Source organism: Streptosporangiales bacterium (genome assembly GCA_009379825.1).
Classification (GTDB): domain Bacteria; phylum Actinomycetota; class Actinomycetes; order Streptosporangiales; family WHST01; genus WHST01.
Window position 1 is genome coordinate 1 of sequence record WHTA01000091.1, and the last position, 20,010, is coordinate 20,010.

Annotated in this window: 17 protein-coding genes and 1 pseudogene; 9 read left to right on the forward strand and 9 right to left on the reverse strand. The window is 71.0% G+C overall.

Translation table 11 applies throughout. The annotated features are described in order from the left end of the window. On the forward strand, positions 1–117 hold a 117-nt coding region (locus GEV07_27060; protein ID MQA06221.1), incomplete at its 5' end, for an IS982 family transposase. A gap of 130 nt (positions 118–247) precedes the next feature. Here GEV07_27060 and mscL read toward each other — a convergent pair. The 4 genes from mscL to GEV07_27080 all read right to left on the reverse strand — a co-directional run bounded on the left by mscL (position 248) and on the right by GEV07_27080 (position 3,377). Next, entirely contained in the window at positions 248–634 is a 387-nt protein-coding gene (mscL, locus tag GEV07_27065) for a large conductance mechanosensitive channel protein MscL (protein ID MQA06222.1), read from the reverse strand. An 836-nt stretch (positions 635–1,470) separates the two neighbouring features. Then, on the reverse strand, positions 1,471–2,109 hold the full coding sequence (cpaB, locus tag GEV07_27070) for a Flp pilus assembly protein CpaB (GenBank protein ID MQA06223.1): 639 nt from the start codon (positions 2,107–2,109) through the stop codon (positions 1,471–1,473). A gap of 8 nt (positions 2,110–2,117) precedes the next feature. Continuing rightward, the gene (locus tag GEV07_27075; GenBank protein MQA06224.1) at positions 2,118–2,936 is read right to left on the reverse strand and encodes an S-methyl-5'-thioadenosine phosphorylase; all 819 of its coding nucleotides are present in this window, start codon (positions 2,934–2,936) and stop codon (positions 2,118–2,120) included. Positions 2,937–3,008: 72 nt separating this feature from the next. Beyond that, positions 3,009–3,377, reverse strand: a complete 369-nt coding sequence (locus GEV07_27080) for an FmdB family transcriptional regulator (protein MQA06225.1) — start codon at positions 3,375–3,377, stop codon at positions 3,009–3,011. Positions 3,378–3,563: 186 nt separating this feature from the next. On the opposite strand from GEV07_27080, the gene GEV07_27085 reads away from it, so the two are divergent. From GEV07_27085 to GEV07_27095, 3 genes are read left to right on the forward strand one after another with little or no spacing between them, the layout of a single operon-like run. Beyond that, complete coding sequence (locus tag GEV07_27085; GenBank protein MQA06226.1) at positions 3,564–5,114, forward strand: MFS transporter; 1,551 nt, start codon at positions 3,564–3,566, stop codon at positions 5,112–5,114. Further along, positions 5,107–7,644, forward strand: a complete 2,538-nt coding sequence (locus GEV07_27090) for a phosphoenolpyruvate synthase (protein MQA06227.1) — start codon at positions 5,107–5,109, stop codon at positions 7,642–7,644. Before GEV07_27085 ends, GEV07_27090 begins: the two co-directional genes overlap by 8 nt. Continuing rightward, on the forward strand, positions 7,644–8,255 hold the full coding sequence (locus GEV07_27095; protein MQA06228.1) for a TetR family transcriptional regulator: 612 nt from the start codon (positions 7,644–7,646) through the stop codon (positions 8,253–8,255). The genes GEV07_27090 and GEV07_27095 overlap by 1 nt, the downstream gene beginning before the upstream one ends. Here the strand turns inward: GEV07_27095 and GEV07_27100 are convergent. From GEV07_27100 to GEV07_27110, 3 genes and pseudogenes are all read right to left on the reverse strand, one after another. Continuing rightward, positions 8,248–9,192, reverse strand: a complete 945-nt coding sequence (locus GEV07_27100) for an FAD-dependent oxidoreductase (GenBank protein MQA06229.1) — start codon at positions 9,190–9,192, stop codon at positions 8,248–8,250. The genes GEV07_27095 and GEV07_27100 overlap by 8 nt on opposite strands. A gap of 71 nt (positions 9,193–9,263) precedes the next feature. Next, positions 9,264–10,499 carry an amidohydrolase family protein gene (locus tag GEV07_27105; protein MQA06230.1) on the reverse strand — a complete coding sequence of 412 codons (1,236 nt, stop codon included), beginning with the start codon at positions 10,497–10,499 and terminating at the stop codon, positions 9,264–9,266. Next, positions 10,496–11,715: pseudogene (locus GEV07_27110) on the reverse strand (MFS transporter). Before GEV07_27110 ends, GEV07_27105 begins: the two are co-directional and overlap by 4 nt. 316 nt (positions 11,716–12,031) lie before the next feature. On the opposite strand from GEV07_27110, the gene GEV07_27115 reads away from it, so the two are divergent. The 3 genes from GEV07_27115 to GEV07_27125 all read left to right on the forward strand — a co-directional run bounded on the left by GEV07_27115 (position 12,032) and on the right by GEV07_27125 (position 14,675). Next, a complete protein-coding gene (locus GEV07_27115) occupies positions 12,032–12,730 on the forward strand; it encodes an FCD domain-containing protein (GenBank protein ID MQA06231.1) in 699 nt (232 codons plus the stop codon). 67 nt (positions 12,731–12,797) lie between these two features. Next, positions 12,798–13,259 carry a dehydratase gene (locus GEV07_27120; protein MQA06232.1) on the forward strand — a complete coding sequence of 154 codons (462 nt, stop codon included), beginning with the start codon at positions 12,798–12,800 and terminating at the stop codon, positions 13,257–13,259. Between the two features lie 72 nt (positions 13,260–13,331). After that, a complete protein-coding gene (locus GEV07_27125; GenBank protein MQA06233.1) occupies positions 13,332–14,675 on the forward strand; it encodes a hypothetical protein in 1,344 nt (447 codons plus the stop codon). Here the strand turns inward: GEV07_27125 and GEV07_27130 are convergent. Beyond that, positions 14,672–16,123, reverse strand: coding sequence for a potassium/proton antiporter (locus GEV07_27130; protein ID MQA06234.1), 1,452 nt, complete (start codon positions 16,121–16,123; stop codon positions 14,672–14,674). The two genes, GEV07_27125 and GEV07_27130, sit on opposite strands and share 4 nt — an antisense overlap. Positions 16,124–16,337: 214 nt before the next feature. Between GEV07_27130 and GEV07_27135 the strand changes: the two genes are divergently transcribed. Further along, on the forward strand, positions 16,338–18,893 hold the full coding sequence (locus GEV07_27135; GenBank protein MQA06235.1) for a penicillin acylase family protein: 2,556 nt from the start codon (positions 16,338–16,340) through the stop codon (positions 18,891–18,893). A gap of 27 nt (positions 18,894–18,920) precedes the next feature. Further along, positions 18,921–19,874: a helix-turn-helix domain-containing protein gene (locus GEV07_27140; GenBank protein MQA06236.1), complete on the forward strand. Its 954-nt coding sequence runs from the start codon at positions 18,921–18,923 to the stop codon at positions 19,872–19,874. Here GEV07_27140 and GEV07_27145 read toward each other — a convergent pair. After that, the coding region (locus GEV07_27145) for a transposase (GenBank protein MQA06237.1) at positions 19,871–20,010 on the reverse strand (140 nt) is incomplete at its 5' end. The genes GEV07_27140 and GEV07_27145 overlap by 4 nt on opposite strands.

Consider the following 20,010-nt stretch of genomic DNA (forward strand, 5'->3'; position numbering starts at 1 on the left):
ACCGGAGTCTTCACCCGCATCGCCCAGCGACTCCTCGCCCTCACCTCCGGCATCTGGACCAACTGGACCACCGGCGTTGTCACCAGCAAACGATCACTAACCGCCTACGACCACTGACCAAGGAATCAACCATCTAGGTGCGGCGTGGGTGCTGGTGGCCCGGTCACGGCCACCTAGCGCCGCCCGACCACCTCCACGATGGGTCCGAGGTTGGGGTGCAGGGTCGGGGCGGCTGGTGCGATGGGCGTCAGGGGGCGGACTGCTCGCGCTGGTGCTTGAGCTCGTCGCGGATCTCCATGAGGAGCTGGACGTCCTCGGCCGGTTCGGCGGGCGACTCGCCCCGCTGAACGCGCTCGCGCAGCTTGTTGACGGGCAGCACGATGAGGAAGTAGACCACCGCCGCGACCAGCAAGAAGTAGACGATCGCGGAGATGAACGCGCCGTAGTTGAACGGCACGCCGTTCACCATGAACCGGCCACCGGCCTCACCACCGCCGGTGAAGACCTTGATCAATGGGTCGATGAACCCGTCCACGAGTGCTGTCACGACCGCGCCGAACGCCGCACCGATCACGATGCCTACGGCCATGTCGACGACGTTGCCGCGCATGATGAAGTCGCGGAAACCCTTCATACCTACCCTTTCTCGTTGTCGTCCTGTGCGAGACCGACCATAACCGGTCCCTCCACCGGCGAAGATGGCGCACAGCAACAACGAGATGACTCACCGACCGTGTACGGCGCCCGCACCTGGCGTCGGCGGCACTGCGCTGGTTCGGCTGGGCCTGGGAGCGGCGGCCGCGATGGGTGCCATCGCTGCCGCTGGTGGCGTGGTCCAGGTTCCGCCGGCGGGTATTCGCGCTCGGTTGCTGCGTGGTGTTATTGCTGCCGCTGGTGGCGTGGTCCAGGTTCCGCCGGCGGGGCATTCGCGCTCGGTTGCTGCGTGGTGTTATTGCTGCCGCTGGTGGCGTGGTCCAGGTTCCGCCGGCGGGCATCTGCATTCGGCTGCTGCGTGGTGTTATTGCTGCCGCCGGTGGCGTGGTCCAGGTTCCGCCGGCGGGCATCTGCATTCGGCTGCTGCGTGGTGTTATTGCTGCCGCCGGTGGCGTGGTCCAGGTTCCGCCGGCGGGCATCTGCGCTCGGCTGCTGCGTGGTCGGTCGCCGGCAAGAGGGTCCGCGCACTCGGCTGGCTGCCCATATTCCGGCGGCCGGGTGGTGCCTGGTGGCGTCCAGGGATTCATCGGCCGTGGAGGGTGATCGAGGGTCGTTGGTGGTGCTGTGGGTGGGCTGGTTCGGCGGCGTCCGGGTGGTGGTGGCCGCGATGGCGGTGCCGTTGGCTGTCGCTGGTGGGGTGGTCGGTCCGGCGGCGGGATGCCGCTGCTGCCGCTGGCGGGGTGGTCGGTCCGCGGCGCGGAGGGTCCGCGCGGCCGATCTTCAGGCGGCTGGGGCTGGCCGGTGGCGTGCAGGGATTCAGCGGCCGTGGAGGGTGATCGAGAGTCGGGTGTCGGCGGCGTTGCGGGTTAGCTGCTTCGCCTGGGTTTGGGTGGCGGCTACGACGATGAGGGTGCCGTTGCCGCTGTCGGTGTTGCTGGTCTCCGGCACCGCGAGCACGCGCACCTTGCTGGCCACCACCTTCGCCGGGCCGGTCGCCTCCAGCCCGCCGGCGGTCGGGACGGCGAGGACGTCGATGACCGAGCCTGGGTGCAGCAGGGCCGCGACGCCGGGGTCCGCGATGCGTACCGGCGTGCCCACGGTGCCCTTGCCGTAACCGGCGACGGACGACGCGCCGACCAGCCGGACGTCGGTGAACGACTCGCCCTTGCGGATCGGGCCGGCGAGCACCTGCCCGACGAGCTGCGCGGTGTCGGTCCGGGCGGCGGCGGGCACGGCGGCGGCCGGCAGGGCCCGTACGTCCAGGTCGGCGGCGTGCAACCGCGCCCCGGCGGCCAGGTCTTTCGCGGCGACGGGTACGTCGACGGTGGGGTCCGCGGCCGGGCGCAGTGCGGTGAGCGCCGCCGTCATCGCGGCCGCAGCCAGCACGGCGGCCAGCAGCCGCCGGTGTCTGCTCACCGCCCGGCGCCACTGGCGCGCGGTGGCACGCTTCGCCATGGCGTTCCCTACGGCAGCTCGAACGGCAGCTGGATGCCGGCGAGTGCGTCGGCGCACGGGCAGTCGCGCTCGGCCGGCAATGCGGTGACGACGCCGAGTACCAGCTCCCGCAGCCGGCCCACGTTCTTCTCGAACGCGCGGAAGACCTCCGCCTGGGTGACGCCGGTGCCGGTTTCCACGCCGGCATCCAGGTCAGTGACCAGGGCGAGGCCGGTGTAGCAGAGCGCGAGCTCGCGGGCGAGCGCCGCCTCGGGCAGCGACGTCATGCCGACGATGGACCAGCCCTGCGCCGCGTGCCACTGCGACTCGGCCCGGCTGGAGAACCGCGGCCCTTCGATGATGACGAGTGCACCGCCGTCGACGGGTTCCCAGGCCACCCCGCGCGCCGCGCCGAGCGCGGCCGCCCGACCGGCAGGGCAGTACGGGTCGGCGAACGACACGTGCACGGCGCCGCCCTCGCCGTAGAAGGTGGACTCCCGGCCGGACGTACGGTCGACGAGCTGGTCGGGAACCACCAGGGTGCCGGGGCCGAGCTCCGGCCGCAGCGAGCCGACCGCCGCTGGCGCCAGCACCTGGCGTACGCCAAGCGACCGCAGTGCCCACAGGTTCGCGCGTGCGGGGATCTTGTGCGGCGGGAACCGGTGGTCACGGCCGTGCCTGGGGACGAACGCGACCCGCCGGCCGCCGACCGTGCCTACGGTGATCGGGTCACTCGGCGCGCCGAACGGGGTGTCGACGGTCGTCTCGGTGGCGTCCTCGAGCAGGGTGTAGAAGCCGGTGCCGCCGATGACACCGACGTCGGCCACGGGAGTGTTCGCTGTCGTCATGCCGGAGACGGTAGCGGAGCCAACCGGTCGCCGGCGGGCCGTCCACAGCCCGATTTCGCGACTAGGACGCGACTAGCTGGCAGCGGCCTTGCTGGTGCTCGTCGTGCTGCTGGTGGACGAGCTCGAGCTGTCCGAGCTGCTGCTGGACGAGCTTGACGAGCCGGAGCTCTCATTCGAACCGGACGAGCTGCTCGACTCGTTGCTCGACGTCTTGCCCGAGTCCTTGTCGCCGCTGTTCTTCGAGGAACCGTTGGTCTTGGTCGTGGACCGGCTGTCGTTGCGGTAGAAGCCCGACCCCTTGAACACGACGCCGACCGGCTGGAACACCTTGCGGAGACCACCGCCACACGTGGGGCACTGGGTCAGTGCGTCGTCCGTGATCCGCTGGACGACCTCGAGCTGCTCGGTGCAGTCGGCACACGCGTAGGCGTAAGTCGGCACAGGGCCCTCCTCGTACGTTCTGGGCGCTAGCACTCTGCGCCTTCGACTGCTAAGCATACCCCGGCCGGGGCCGGTGATGCGCGGGCACTGCGCTGGCGAACGCCGTACGACCAGATAGTAAACGTTGCGTTTCTTAACGTCGAAGAGTACCCTTCTTAGGGAACGGTACGTTCTCTAAGGGGGGGCATGGTGCGTCGACCGGCCGAGGCAGGCGTCGCGGGCAGTCCGGGTGTGGCCGGCCCGCGGCTCGGCGCTGTGTTGCCCGGCCTGATGCTCGCCATGTTCCTCGGCGCGCTCGACCAGACGATCATGGCGCCGGCGCTGCCGGCCGTCGCCGCGGACCTCGGCGGGATCGAGCAGATGCCCGCGGTCGTCACCGGCTACCTGGTGGCCGCTACCGTGGTGATGCCGCTCTACGGCAAGCTCGGCGACCTGTTCGGGCGCAAGCCGGTGATGCAGGTCGCGATCGGCATCTTCGTGCTCGGCGCGGTCGGGTGCGCGTTCGCCACCTCGATGCCGACCCTGGTGGCCGCGCGCGTGGTGCAGGGCGTCGGCGGTGGCGGCCTGATGATCGGCGCCCAGGCGATCATCGGCGAGATCGTCAGCCCGCGCGAACGCGGCCGGGTCCTCGGCATCATCGGCGGCGCGTACGTGGTCGCGGCGGTCGCCGGCCCGCTGGTCGGGGGCTTCTTCGTGGACCAGCTCACCTGGCGGTGGATCTTCTGGCTGTACCCGGGGATCGGCGTGCTCGCGCTGCTGACCGTGACGGCCACCCTGCACCTGCCCAGGCCGAGCCACCGCCCGCGCGTCGACTACGGCGGCGCCGCCGCGCTGGCGCTCGCCGTCGTCGGGCTGGTGTTGCTCACCGACGCGGCCGGCCGGTCCGACCGACCCGGCTGGCTGTTCGCCGTGCTCGCCGTCGCCACCGCCGCCGGGATCGTCGGCTGGCTGGTCAGCGCCCGCGTCGCGGCCGAGCCGATCGTGCCGCTGCACCTGTTCCGCGACCGCGCGTTCGCCATCCCCGTCGCGGTGAGCTTCCTGCTCGGGTTCGCGCTGTTCGGTGCGGTGAGCTACGTGCCGGCCTTCCTGCAGATCGCGCTCGGCACCTCGGCCACCACGGCCGGCCTGCTGGTGACCGCGCTGATGGCCGGCGTGCTGGTGACGATGACCGGCTCCGGTCGGCTGATCACCAGGTACGGGAAGTACAAGCCGTTCCCCGTGGTCGGCACGGCCGTCGCGACCGCCGGGCTCGGCATGCTCGCGTTGCTGCACGCCGGTAGCTCGCGGTGGTACGCCGCCGTCGCGATGCTGGTGCTCGGCCTCGGTGTCGGCCTGGTGATGCAGGTGATGGTGCTGGCCGTGCAGAACACCGTCGCGTACCAGTACCTCGGCGCAGCGACCTCGACGGTGACGTTCCTGCGCCAGATCGGCAGCTCCGTCGGGGTGGCCGCGGTGGGTGCGCTGATCACCTCGCGGTTCGCCGACCGGGTGCCCGCGGCTACCATGCGGCGACTCGGCGACGGCGGGCTGTCGCCGAAGGCGATCGACCGGCTGCCCACCGGCCTGCGCGAGGTCGTCAGCGACGCCTTCGGTGCGGCGGTGCCGCCGGTCTTCGGCTACGTCGCTCCGCTGATGGCCGTGGCGTTCCTCCTCACCCTGCTGCTGCCAGCCCGACCGCTGCGTACTACTGCCCACGTCGACTCGAAGGAAGCCAAGGAGGCCGAGCGTCATGACTGAGATCCACGCGCACCAGGTAGCGGGTCGCGATGCCGGCAGCGACGGTCCGCTCGTCGCAGGGCTGGCCGCGTTCGGCCGCGACGACCTCGAGCTGGCCGGCGGCAAGGCCGCCAACCTCGGGGAGCTGGTACGGCAGGGCTTCCCTGTGCCCGGTGGTTTCGTGGTCACCACCGAGGCCTACGCGCTGGTCGTCGAGCGGGCCGGCCTGGCCTGCGCGATCGCCGACCGGCTGGCCGCGGGCGAGCACGACGGTGCCGGCATCCGGGCGGCCTTCGCCGCCGCGGCGGTCCCTGACGAGGTACGCGAGGCCGTCCGCGCGGGCTACGCGGAGCTCGGTGGCGGGCCGGTCGCCGTACGGTCGAGCGCGACCGCCGAGGACCTGCCGGGCGCGGCGTTCGCCGGGCAGCAGGACACCTACCTGAACGTCAACGGCGAGGACGCCCTGCTTGCGGCGGTGGCCGACTGCTGGGCGTCGCTGTGGACCGACCGCGCGATCGCGTACCGCGAGCGACGCGGCGTCGACCAACACGCCGTGCGGATCGCCGTGGTCGTGCAGGCGATGGTGGACGCGGACACCGCGGGCGTGCTGTTCACCGCCAACCCGGTGACGGGGGAGCGCGGCGAACTGGTCGTGGACGCGAGCACAGGCCTCGGCGAGGCGGTCGTCTCCGGGCTGGTCACCCCCGACCACTACGTACTCGACCGAGGCGGAGCGGTGCAGGAGTGGACGCCTGGCCGCGCGGAGGTCGTCATCCGCACTGCGGCCGACGGTGGCGTCACACACGACGAGTCCGCCAGCGCGGAGGCGCAGCGGCTGCCCGATGCAGTGCTGCGCGAGCTGGCGAAGCTAGGCGTGGGTGTGGAGGCGCACTTCGGCCGTCCGCAGGACACCGAGTGGGCGGTGGTGGGTGGGCAGGTCTACCTGCTGCAGGCCCGCCCGATGACCGCGCTGCCGCCACCGCCGCTGCGGCTCAACCGGGTGCAGCGGCGGGCCGGCACCATCCTGCTCGACTACCTGCCGGTGCGCCCGTACCCGCTGGACGTGACCACGTGGATGGTGCACGGGCCGCTGGGCATGATGAACCGGGTCTTCGCCAGCCTGAACATAAGGATGGATCTGCTGTCCGCCCTGTACGAGGAGGACGGCGTGGTGTACCGGATCGTGCCGCCGCAGCCGCACCCGAGCCCCAAGACGCTCGCCGCGCCGTTCCTGCTGCTGCGCAGGGCCAGGCGGTACGACTCGGCGGCCTGGATGCGCGACCCGCGGTACGCCGAGTACCTGGAGTGCAAGGCGGAGCTGGCCGGTCGCGACGTCCGGGCGCTGCCGTGGCGGCAGCTCGTCGGCATGGTCCGCGAGGCGCTGGCGCTCGTCGAGTACGTCACGGTGCTGCGCATCGACTACCTGCCGTCGGCCGGCGTCGCGCTGCTGCGGCTGCGGCTGGCGCTCATGCTGTTCGGCTTCCGGGGCGCGATGTCGGACCTGCTCATCTCGCCGACCACCACGTCGCAGACCAACGACGCGCTCGACGAGCTGGCCGCCCAGGTGCGCGCCGATTCGCAGCTGCGGCAGGCGTTCGCGGACCTCGACACCACCGAGCTGCGCGACGCACTGCGTACGGACCAGCGGTTCGCGGACTTCCAGACCGCCCTGGACGCGTTCCTCGCCGAGTACGGGCACCGTGAGACGGTCAGCCCGATCCTCGCTTCGCAGCCGACCTGGCAGGACGCGCCCGAGACGGTGCTCGACCTGGTGAAGGTCTTGGTCGAGCAGCAGGCCGGCGACGCGCCTGCCGACCGGGCTGAGCCGGCGCTGGCGGAGCTGCTCGCGCGGCCGTTGGTACGGCGGCTGAACCTGCAGCGACGCGTGCGGCGGTGGGTCGCGAGCGCCTGTGCGGGCGTCGCGTGCCGGGAGGACACGCACTTCCACTTCACCAAGCCGCTGCCGATCCTGCGGCGCACGCTGTTCGAGCTGGGCCGGCGGCTCACCGCCGCCGGCGTGGTCAGGGAGCCGTTCGACGTGTTCCACCTCGAGCTGGACGAGCTGGAGGTGGTCGAGGACGAGGCGTCGCTCGGCGGCGCCGCGGGCGAGCGGCTGCGTGCCGCCGTCGTGACGCGCGCAGCCAAACGGGACGAGCTCGCCGGGGTGCGGATGATCGACCCCCGCGCCGTCTACCCGGACCGGGGTGTCGTCGGCACCGCCCTCGTCTCTGGCACGCCGGCCTGCGGCGGCCGGGTCACGGCCCCGGTGCGTGTCGTGCACGGGCCGGCGGACTTCGGCGCGCTGCGCAGCGGCGAGGTGCTCGTCTGCCCGTACACCAACCCGGCGTGGACACCGCTGTTCCAGCGCGCGGCGGCCGTCGTGGTGGACGCCGGCGGGCCAGCGTCGCACGCGGCGATCGTAGCGCGGGAGTACGGACTGCCTGCGATCATGGGCACCGGTGTCGCCACCAGCACGTTGACCGACGGGCAGCTGGTGACCGTCGACGGCGACCGCGGCCAGGTGCTGCCGGCGGACGGCGAGGAGGCGTGATGACCAACAACGCGACGGACGCCGTCGACCACCGGAAGCTGCCCAGGCGGCGCGGTAAGGCGCTCAACACGGCGATCTACCAGGCCGCGCTGGCGGAGCTCGTCGAGGGCGGCTTCGCCGCTTTGACCATGGAGCGCATCGCGGAGCGGGCCAGGGCGAGCAAGGCATCGCTCTACCGGCGCTGGCCGAGCCGGTTGGAGCTGGTGATGGACGCCGTCTACCACATGCTGCCGAGCGAGGACACCGTGCCGGACACCGGCTCGCTGCGCGGCGACCTGCTCACCGCGTTCCGCAGCATCAACGAGCAGCTCGGCGGGCCGGTGGGCGAGGCGTTCAAGGTGGTGCTCAGCGACGCGCTGCGCGACCCGGAGCGCGGGGCGGAGATACGCGAGCGTGCCCGCGGCAACGGGGTGCGCGTGGTGCGCGAGATCGCGCAACGGGGAGTGCGGCGCGGCGAGGTGTCACCTGACGCCCTGATACAGCGCCGGCTGGAGGCCGGCCAGGCGTTGCTGCGGCACCACTTCCTGTTCGTCGGGTCGGTGCCCGACGAGGTGATCGTGCAGATAGTGGACGACGTCGTGCTCCCGCTCCTGCACGCCCCGGTCAGGTAGTGACCAGGTTGCGGACCTTGGCTGCGACCTCGTCGGCGCAGCCCCAGGAGAGGGTTACGCCGGCGCCGCCGTGGCCGTAGCAGTGCACGATGCCGGTGCCGTCCGGGGTGTGCTCGGTCTCCAGGCGTATGGTCGACCGGCTCGGCCGTAGGCCGACCCGGTGGGTGAGTACCTCGGCCTCGGCGAGCTCGGGTACGAGCGCGCGGGCGTGCTGCAGCATCTCGGCGGCGGTGTCGGCGTCCGGCCGCCGGTTCCAGTCGCCGTGCTGGGCCGTGCCGCCGACGACGATGTCGTTGATCCGCGGCACGACGTACGTCGACGTCTCGCCGCCGGCGGACGCGTCGAGCAGCCACTCGGTGAGCCCGACCTGCGACAGTCGCACGACCTGGCCGCGTACGGGAGTGAGGTCGAGGTCGCCGACCAGGGACCTCGCCGCCAGCCCGCTGCAGTTGACCACCAGCGGGGCCCGGTTCGGCATGCCGGGCAGCGCCATCCGGGTGATCCGCCCGCCCGCCTCGGTGATCCGCCTGCTCAACCAGTCGAGGTAGATCGCCATGTCGATGACCGGCGTCTCGAACCGCCAGGCGTCGCGGAAGCCGGTGGGCGGTGGCGAGACGCGCTGGAAGCCGCGTACGGAGGCCGCCCACTCGGGCGCGCTCTGCGGCAGCCGGTGCAGCTCGGTGCCCCAGCGCATCCTGATGCCGGTGTCCGGGTCGGTCTTGCCCAGCTCGATGAACCGCTGGTAGCTCGTCGCCGACCACGCGGTCACCTTGTCGACCGGTTCGGCCAGGTACGGGTACCAGATCGCCGCGGCCACCGCGGACGTCGTCTCCTCGGGCAGGTCCCGCGCCACCACGTCGACGTCGAACCCCTCGTCGAGCAGGCGCGTCGCACAGGTCAGCCCGATCACACCCGCCCCGATGACGATGACGCGCACGCTGGCCTCCCACTCGTCGGCACTGGTCCCATCCTGGACCACGTACCCCCGAGCTGTCTCGGCCAGGACGGTCAGCCGCCGTCGACGACCCGGCCGGCCTTTACGACCATGCGCAGCTTGCCCGGGTCGCGCAGGATGCCGAGGTCGGCGAGCGGGTCACCGTCCACGAGCAGCAGGTCGGCGCGCTTGTTCGGCTCCACCGTGCCGATCTCCGCGTCCAGCCCGAGCAGCTCGGCGTTGGTGCGAGTGGCCGAGACGATCGCCGCGTTCGCGCCGATGACCTCGGCCTTCAGCTCCAGCTCCCTGGCCTTGCCGGCCGCGGCCTCGCCGAGCAGGTCGGAGCCGGACGCGAGCGGTACGCCGAAGCGATGCGCGGTCTCGACGGCCTGGAAGCCGCGTTCGAGCGCCGCCTTCGCCTTCGCCAGGCTGTTCGCGGCCACGCCGTACCGTTCGCCGTCCTCGACCAGGTTCTGGTACACCGACAGCGTCGGCACCAGGAACGTGCCGTACTCCGCCATCAGCTTGGCGGTGTCGTCGTCGATCAGGTTGCCGTGCTCGATCGAACGCGCGCCCGCCTCGACGCAGTTGCGGATCGCCTCTGGTGCGATGGCGTGCGCCATCACGTACGTGCCGACGCTTCGCGCCGCGGTGACGGCGCTGCGGATCTCCTCCGGGGTGTACTGCACCGACTCCAGCGAGTCGGTCGGCGACATGGCGCCGCCGCTCGCCATCACCTTCACGTGGTCCGCGCCGAGGCGCAGCTGCTCCCGCGCCGCCTGCAGCACGGCGTCCGGGCCGTCGCAGACCCGCATCACGTAACCGAGCTCCGGGCAGCACGACAGCGGGTCGCCGGTCTCCGCCATGGTCCTGAAGTCGCCGTGTCCGCCGGTCTGCGACAGCGGCCGTCCCGCGACGTACAGGTCGGGCCCGTCGACCAGGCCCTGCTCGACGGCAGCCTTGAAACCCCAGTCGGCGCCGCCTGCGTCCCTTACGGTGGTGAAGCCCTGGCGCAGGGTGTCGTGGACGATGCTGGCGATCTTCATGGCCGCGAGGCTGGTGGGGTAGCGGCGGTGCTGCTCGACCACGTTGACGTCGATCGCGCCCAGGTGCACGTGGACGTCGATGAGGCCGGGCAGCAGCGTGCTGCCGGCGCAGTCGACGGTGCGGGCGAACGTTCCGTTCGGTGCGGCGCCGGTGACCACCTCGCTGATCCGGCCGCCGTCGACGACCACCGAGGCGCGCTCGACCGGGTCGCCACCGGTGCCGTCGATCAGTCGGCAGTCCTTGAACAGCACCGGTTCTGTCATCGGACGGCCTCCACTCGGGTGGTGTCGTCTGTGGGATCCTCGGTCAGTGCCCGGTTCGCCGTCTCCGGCAGGGTCAGCACGGCCACCAGGCCGAGCACGGCGATGGCGAGCAGGTAGATGGCCGGCGAGAGCGGCTGGTCCGTACGGGAGACCAGGTAAGTCGCGATGTACGGCGCGGTGCCGCCGAAGAGCGCGTAGCCGACGTTGTACGTGATGGCCGACGCGGTGTACCTCACGCGTGTCGGGAACAGCTCGGCGAGCAGCACCGCCGTCACCACGTTCGACGTCACCGCGCCGAGCGCGAGCAGGCACTGGCCGACGATGGCCATGCCCACGCCCTGCCCGGTGAGCCAGTACGAAGGCAACACGAGCGCCGCGAGCAGGACGCAGGCCGTCACATGGTCGGCTTCCTGCCGATGCGGTCGGACAGCCGCCCGACGAGCGGTGCGAGTGCGGCGGCGAACAGCAGCGCGGCCACGTTGGAGAAGAGTGCGGTCGCGCGGTCCATCTTCAGCACGACCTGGAGGTAGGTCGTCATGTACGTGGTGAAGGTGTAGAACGCGAGCGCGGTCACGGCGACGAAGCCGCACAGCCGGATCATGGTGGTCGCCTGGGTCCGCAGCGTCTCGCGCAGCGGCGCCTGCACCTTCTCGCCGTGCTCTTCGATGAGAGCGAAAGCGGGCGTCTCGTCCAGGCGCATCCTGATGTAGAACCCGAAGATGCCGAGCGGTGCCGCGACGAGGAACGGGATGCGCCAACCCCACGCGCTCATCGCGGCGTCCGACAGCGTCGCCGCGAAGACGAACGCGACCACGGCCGCGAACGCGAACGCGGAGAACGTGCTCACCGGCAGGAAGCTGGAGTAGCGCGCCTTCTTGTCCACCGGGCTGTGCTCGAGGACGAACGCGCACGCCCCCGCGTACTCACCGCCGGCGGAGAAACCCTGCACGCAGCGGGCGAGACAGAGCAGCAACGGTGCGAGGAGCCCCACGGTCTGGTAGGTCGGCAGCACGCCGATCGCGGTGGTCGACCCGGCCATCAGGATGATGGTGAGCGAGAGCATCTTCTTGCGGCCGAGGCGGTCGCCGAGCAGGCCGAAGATCGCCCCGCCCAGCGGCCGCAGCGCGAACGCCACGACGAACAGCGCGAACGTGTTGAGCAGCGCGACCGTCGGGTCGTCACTGGCGAAGAACTCGCCCGCGAGGATGGTCGCCATGAAGCCGTACACGGCGAAGTCGAACCACTCGACGAAGTTCCCGACCGAGGCGGCGACGACGACCTTCCTCAGCACGGCAGGCGGCACGGCTGTCGGTTACTGGCTGGTCATGGAGGGATCAGCCTTTCCTTCTCGACTGGTGTGTCGGGAACGGCCCGCGGCTGCGCCTGCTCGTCGGTGAGGGGCTGCTCACGACCGGTGCGGTTACCTGACCCCGGTCCGTATTTGATGAAAATACAAACACGGCGAGGCAGTGTCTGGCAAGTGCGTCGCGTGTGTAAGCATTTCCTCCGTGACCAGGCGGCAACGAACCCTGATGGAGCGGGCGTACGGAGAGATCCGTAACCGGTTCATGACGCTGCAGCTCGCGCCGGGCAAGCAGATCGACGACCTGCAGCTCAGCCGCGACCTCGGGCTCAGCCGCACACCGGTGCGCGAGGCGCTGTTCCTGCTCGCCTCCGAGGGGCTGGTGGACGTACGCGCCAGCGGTGGGTTCGTGGTGCGTCCGCTCGACCTGGTGGACATCACCGCGCTGTTCGAGGCGCACATCGTCGTCGCGAAGTCGGTGGCCCGGCTGGTGGCCGTACGGGCGACCGACACGGCGCTCGCCCAGCTGCGGGAGGCGGACGCCGCCGTCAGCGCGGCCATCGACGCCCACGATCCCCCCGGCATCGCCGACGCGAACGCCAAGCTGCACCGGCTGGAGGCGGCGACCGCAGGCAACGAGTACCTCTGCGGGCTGGCGTACCGGATCCACGACCAGGGCCAGCGGCTCGGGTACCTCGCGTTCGGCGGCCGGGACGAGTGGTCGACGCTCGAGGACCACTTCGCCAAGGTCAGGCGCGACCACACCGAGCTCGTCGAGGCGTACGCCGCGCGCGACCCGGATCTGGCGGAGGAGGTGGCCACCAGGCACGTCCAGCTGTTCCGCGAACGGATCAGGCAGTTCCTCGTCGCCGACGGCCTCGCCGACGTCGACCTCGGGGTGCTGCCGGCCACGGAACCGCTGGCGTGACGGCGAAATGAGCTGAGCATCACCTCGCGCACTACCGGGTCGCGGGCGTGCCAGCCGGTAACTTTGACTGGTGCTCTATTTCGAGGATCTCGCCGTCGGCCAGGTGTACGAGCTCGGCACCTGGAAGGTCACGGCCGAGGACATCGTCGACTACGCGCAGCAGTGGGACCCGCAGGACTACCACCTGGACGAGGGGCTGGCGCAGCAGACGCCGTTCCGCGGCCTGGTGGCGAGTGGGTGGCACTCCGCGTCGATCTTCATGCGGCTCTACGTGGACGGGTTCCTGCACGAGACGTCGTGCCAGGGTGGCGTCGGCGTCGACGGGCTGTGGTGGCTGCAGCCCGTCCGGCCAGGTGACACGCTGCGCGCCCGGATCCGGGTGGAGGAGGTCCGGCCGTCGCGTAAGGTGCCCGACCGCGGCACGGTGAAGTTCTCCTGGGAGCTGCACAACCAGGACGGCGAGCAGGTCCTGCAGATGTACGGCGTGAACCTGTTCGGCCGCCGTACGCCGGCGGCCGTCGAGGACTGACACTCCCAAATCCCGCCCGGGTGGGTTACGGCGATCGGTTGCGCGTGCGAGGCTGCCGGTATGAAGGCATGCGTGACGACCGCACTCGCTGAGCTGCGGCGGCGCGACCCCGATCTGGCCACGGCTGCTGAGCTCGCCTGGCAACGGGTGGACGGCAGCGACGACGCAGGCCTCGTCTCCCAGTGGCGGGTGCAGGCTTTTTGCTGGCTGGACCTGCCGGGTGACCGCTCGGTGGACTCCCCGGCACGGGTGGTCGACGGGCTCGCTGCGCTCCTCGACCTGATGTCGCTGCGGCGGTACGCGGACATCGCGCGCGGCGAGGAGACCAGGGACGTGCTGGCCGGCGCCGCGCGGTCGGATGCGGGACTGCGGCACGAGGTTCGTGGCGCGTTGACCAGGTCGGGGATCCAGCCACCGGACACCGAGCTGTTGTCGTGGGCGCCGCAGTGCGGCCCGAGCGAGGCGACCGCGTACGTCCTGGTGGCGGACGCGCTGGAGATCGCGGTGCAGGTCGGTGAGTACACGCCCAAGCGCGCGGGCTGGTTGCAGCGCAGGGAGGAGATCACCAACCGGGTGCTCGCCACCGGCCGGCCGGAGCTCGACGGCCGCGCGCCGTACGAGGGCATCGTCGCGGAGCGGGTGCTCGCCTGGGCGAGGAGCGGCGGGTCACTGACCGGACAGCGGCTGCTCGCCCGGCTGGAGCCACAGATGGCGCAGGCGGTTCCGGCGGCCGAGCCGGCGGCGGCCGAGCGGCTGCTGCGGCGGCTGCAGCGGTTCCTCGCCTTCGTCGAGGGCGGCGTGCCGCTCACCGACTCCGGTTACCTGAAGCCGGACGCAGTGGCGCGGTGCGTCGACGAGGTCGGGTTGGCGGACGACTTGGTCGCGAGCCCGGCGCGCGAGCGCGACGTGCCGCCGGTGTACTACCTGCGGACGGTCGCGCAACGGCTCGGTCTGGTGCGGACGCAGGCGAAGCGACTTGTGCTCGCGCCGGCCGGCCGCGACGCGCTGGGGAAGGTGACGAGGCTCTGGCGCCAGGTCGCCGGCGCGCTCGTGCCGGTGCCTGGCCGGCGCGCGTCGAGCGGCGCGCACGCCGCCGTGGCCGTCTGGGACATCCTGCTGGCCGCGCTCCTCGACGACGAGCCGTGCACGTTCGACGACATCGTCGACGTGTGCCTGCAGGTGCTCGACGAGAGCGGTTGGCGGCTGGCCAACGGCCAGCCCGTCGACCACCACACGGTCGGCGGTCTGCTCAGCGAGGCGTACCGCGACGTGCACTGGCTCGGCCTGCTGCAGCGGCGTGACCCGTACGACGATGCGGTGGGTTTGGTCCCGGTGCCGGACGCGGATCAGCTGTTCCTCGCCGCGCTGCGGCACCGGCTGCTGCACTCCCGCACCCTGTTCACCGGCGCCGGCTAACTGCCCTGCTCGCCGAACCACCGGGCCAGCTTGCCGCGCTTGCTGACCGCACGCAGCCGGCGTTCGGTGGCTTCCCGCGCCTCGTTGGTCGCGACGACGAGCAGCTCGTCGCCGTGGCGCAGGATGGTGTCCTGCCGCGGGACGAAGCCCGCGCCGTCGCGTACCACGAGTGTGACGGCGGCACCGTTCGGCAACCGCAGCTCGAACACCTCGATGCCGGCGAGCTTCGAGCCTGGCGGGATGCTCAGCTGCAACAGGTCGGCGCGCATGTCTTCGAGCGGCGCCGCGTCCACCTCCAGGTCCACCGGCTCGGCGCGGGACGCGACGCCCAGCTTGGTTGCCACCCACGGCAGCGTCGGCGCCTGCAGCACGGTGAACACCACCACGAGCACGAACACCACGTCGAACAGCCGGTCGCTGCCGGCCACCCCCGAGGTGACCGGGATGGTGGCGAGCACGATAGGCACCGCACCACGCAGGCCGGCCCAGGAGAGGAACGTGTGCTCCCGCCACGGCCGGCGGAACGGCAGCAGCGAGGCGAAGACCGCGAGCGGCCGCGCGACGAGCAGGCCCACGCCGACGAGCAGCGCGGGCAGGATGGCGCCGGGCAGCCGTTCGGGAAACGCGGTGATACCGAGCATCACGAACAACCCGATCTGCGCGAGCCAACCCATGTTCTCCGCGAAGCTACGGGTGGCAGGTCCGTGCGGCAGCCTCGCGTTGCCGAGCACCACGCCGGCGAGGTAGACGGCGACGAAGCCGCTCGCGTGCAGCAGCACCGCGACCCCGTACACGCCGACGGTGAGGCCGAGCACCGTCAGCGGGTAGAGACCGGTAGCCGGCAGCGCCATCCGGCGCACCATCTTCGCGCCCAGCCAGCCGACCCCGATGCCGATGACCGCCCCGACGGTGAGCTGGAAGAGCGCGTCCACGGCGAGGTACCACGTGCTCGGCAGCGGCCCCGTGGCGCTGAGCGCGATGACCAGGATGACGCACGGCGCGTCGTTGAAGCCGGACTCCGCCTCCAGCACGCCGGCGAGCTTAGGCGGCAGCGGCAGCCTGCGGAGCACGGAGAAGACCGCGGCGGCGTCGGTGGACGAGACAATGGCGCCGAGCACCAGCGACAGCCGCCAGTCCATCCCGACCAGGAAGTGCGCGGCCGCGGCGACCACGAACATGCTCACGACCACCCCGACGGTCGCGAGCACCACGGCCGCCGGTATCGCCGTACGGATGTGCGGCCACGACGTGGTCAACCCGCCCTCCGCGAGGATGATCACCAGCGCCGCGAGCCCGAGGCCCTGGGCGAGGCTCGGGTCGTGGATGGAGATCCCGGTCTGCTCCAGGATCAGGCCGAGGCCGAGGAAGAACAACAGGCCCGGCAGGCCGATACGTCCGGACAGGCGGACGGCGAGCACGGAGACGACCAAGACGCCGGCGCCCACCATTAGTGCGGTAGGCAGCAGCATCTCCGACATGCCCAGATCCTTCCTGATCCCGGCATCGGGCCACAAATCGCCCCGGCGTTCTGGGTGGACGGGCATGGCCCCCAGTGACGTGGGGGAACCGCCGGCTAGGCTCTCGCCCATGCTGAATCGGTCCGGGCCGAGCCGCACGAGCCAGGTGCCCGTCGTCTCGAGTTCGGCCGGGTGAGGGTCGACCATGCGCTTGGTGGGCCGACTCGGTCGTGTCTGCTACGGGGTGCTGTGCGGCCTGCTCGTCGTCGGCATGCTGCTCACGGCCGCCGCGGTGATCGTCGTGAAGCTCCCTTTCCCCGACCGGGACGGCACCATCAGGGTGTCCGGCCTCCGCGATGCCGTGCAGGTCGACCGTGACCGGTACGGCGTGCCGCAGGTCACCGCGAAGAACGCCGCGGACCTGTTCTTCACCCAGGGCTGGGTGCACGCCCAAGACCGCTTCTGGGAGATGGACTTCCGCCGCCACCTCAGCGGTGGCCGGCTGGCCGAGCTGTTCGGGCAGAGCGCGGTGCCGATGGACAAGTACCTCAGGACCATGGGCTGGCGGCGCATCGCGGCACGCGAGTACAAGATGCTCAGCGTCGCCGCGCAGACCGGCCTCTCCGCGTACGCCGAGGGCGTCAACGCGTACCTCGAGCAACGCGAGGGTCCGGCGCTCGGCGCCGAGTACGCGTTGCTCGGCCTGCAGGGCAGGTCGTACCGGCCGGCACGGTGGACGCCCGTGGACAGCCTGGCGTGGTTGAAGGTGATGGCCTGGCAGCTGCGCGGCAACGACGACCAGGAGCTGGCGCGGGCGCTGTTGCCGGAGCAATTACCGAACAAGCGCATGGCTGAGCTCTACCCGGACTACCCGTACGACCGGCACCGTCCGATCGTCGGGGACGGGAAGGTCAGGAGCGGCGCCTTCGTCACCGACGACCGGCGGCGCTCGACCGCTGCGGGGCGGCCACCGGTGGCCGCTGATGGGTCAGCGCGGCCGGCACGCGCAGCGATCCGCACGTCGCTGGCCGAGGCGGGCAAGGTGCTCGACGGCATCTCGTCGGTGGCCGGAAAGGCCGGCGGCGCGATCGGTTCGAACGCCTGGGCGGTCGCCGGCGAGCGGACCGCGTCGGGTGAACCGATCCTCGCCAACGACCCGCATCTCGGTGCCGCCATGCCGTCGACCTGGTACCAGGTGGGGTTGCGTTGCGCGCCGGTCAGCCCGAGCTGTCCGTACAGCGTCGCGGGCTTCGGCCTCGCCGGTGTGCCAGGGGTGGTGATCGGCCACAACGACCGTATCGCTTGGGGTTTCACCAACCTCGGCCCGGACGTCGCCGACCTCTACCTGGAGAAGGTGCGTGGCGACTTCTACGAGTACGACGGCAACCGGGTCGCACTGACCAGGAGGAAGGAAGTCATCAAGGTGGCCGGCGGTAAGCCGGTGCGGATGACCGTGCGCTCGACCAGGCACGGCCCACTGCTCTCCGGTGTCGACGACGGCCTCGGCCGGCTGTCCCGCCGTGCCGGCGAGCGGTACGAGGTGGCGCTGCGGTGGACCGCGCTCTCACCCGGTCGTACGGCGGACGCGATCTTCGAGATGAACACCGCGTCTGACTTCGACGAGTTCAGGGCGGCCGCGCAGCTCTTCGACGCGCCGGCGCAGAACCTCGTCTATGCCGACGTGGACGGGCACATCGGCTACCAGGCGTCGGGAAAGGTGCCGATCCGCAAGGGTTACGACGGCACCACCCCCGCCAAGGGATGGACCGGCAAGGACGAGTGGAAGGGGTACGTGCCGTTCGCGGCGATGCCGTACGCCTTCGACCCCGAGGAGGGCTACGTGGTGACGGCCAACCAGGCCGTCGTCGACGAGGCCAAGTACCCGTATTCGCTGACTCGTGACTGGGATCCTGGCTTTCGCAGTCAACGGATCGTGGAGATGATCACAAAGGCGGAAGATCCGCTGACGGTGACCGCCAACGAGCAGATGCAGCTGGACACCCTCAACCCGGCGGCGGCGATCGTGGTGCCGTACCTGCGCAAGGTCGCGCCGCCAGCGGGGACCACGCACGCCAGGGCCCTTCTCACCAGGTGGGACTACCACTCGCAGGCGGACTCGGCGCCTGCCGCGTACTTCAACGCCGTCTGGCGGCACCTGCTCGCCAGGACCTTCCACGACCAGCTGCCCGCCGGTGCCAGACCGGACGGCCAGGCCAGATGGTTCCTGGTGATGGAGAAGCTGCTGCGCTCGCCGCGCAGCGTGTGGTGGGATGATGCCCGTACCTCTAGCGTACGGGAAACACGTGATGACATCCTTGCCCAGTCGATGGGTGAGGCATATGACGAATTGTCTGGCACACTCGGCTCCGATCCGAGCACATGGCGTTGGGGAGACCTGCACACTTTGACCGTTCGAAACCAGTCGTTCGGCGCATCGGGCATCGCGGCAGTCGAAGCCCTGTTCAACCGTGGTCCGCTGCGCCTCGGCGGTGGTTCCGCCGTGGTCAACGCCACCGGTTGGTCGACGCTGGACGGTTACTCGGTGACCTCGGTGCCGTCGATGCGGATGGTCGTGGATCTTGGCGACCTCGACGACTCGAGCTGGGTTAACCTGACCGGTGCCTCGGGCCACACGCTCGACCGGCACTACTTCGATCAGGGCAAGATCTGGGCCGACGGACGGACAACACCGATGCGGTGGGCGGAAGGCGGCATCGACCGTGACACCATCTATGAGCTGGTCCTGCGACCGACGAGCTGACGTTCCCCGGAGGAGGAGCAGGGACGTATGACGGACGGCAATGGCGTGACGCCGGTGCTCGTGCTCGACCGGAACCTCTCGTTCCGGCGAGACATCGAGCGACTCTTGGCGAACACCGCCGAGTTCGACGTTCTCGCTTCCGGGTCCACACTGACCACGTTGCTCGGCCAGGTCGGCGAGGGTGAGCCCGAGCTGGTGGTGCTCGACATCCAGGGGCAGGACGACGACGTGGTGACCAGGTTGCGGTCCGCGTACCCGAAGGCGCGGGTCGTGGTGGTGACCATGTCGGACGCGACCGACCTGGTGGCCGACGCGCTGGCCGCCGGTGTCCGTGGCTGGATCCCGAAGGCGGTCACCGCCTCGCAGCTGCTCGGCGCTCTGCACGGGGTGCGGCGCGGCGAGTTGTTCATCCCCGCGCGGCTCGCGTCGCTGAAGCCGCCGCCGTCGCTCGAGGCGGACAAGGACGAGGAGCCCGACGAGGGCAGCGTCGGCATGAACCTGGGCGGGCGGCTGCGTGCCGTCCGCGAACGGCTCGGCCTCACCCGGCGGGACGTGGAACGCCAGTCCCAGGGACGGTGGAAGGCCGCGACGATCGCCAGCTACGAAGCCGGCGCGCGGACGCTGACCGTCGAGCGGTTGGCGGAGCTGGCCGAGTTCTACGGCGCCTCGGTGGCGGAGCTGCTCGGCAGTGCGCCTGCGGTCGAACGCGACGCGCTACCGCAACTGGTGCTGCAGCACCCGGTGCTCGACTTGCGGCGGTTGCAAGGCCTGTCCGGCGAGCAGTGGAGCGTCGTGCTGCGCTACCTAGCCAGCATCCAGCACGACCGCGGCGACTACGAGACCGACGTGCTGTCGCTGCGCCGCCGCGACGTGCCGTCGCTGGCCGCGCTGCTCGGGCTGTCGCCCGGCGAGCTGACCGCACGGCTCACCGCCGCCGGCGTGCTCCGTTCCGGGCTGGCACACCGCAACCAGCCGACCTAGGCCGTGTCTCGTAAATGCGTGGTCCAGGCGATGACAGCGTTCAAGACGGCGGCGGCGTGGTAGACGATGGCGAGTTTGTCGTAGCGGGTGGCGAGGCCGCGCCACTGCTTGAGGTGGCAGAAGCGGCGTTCGACGA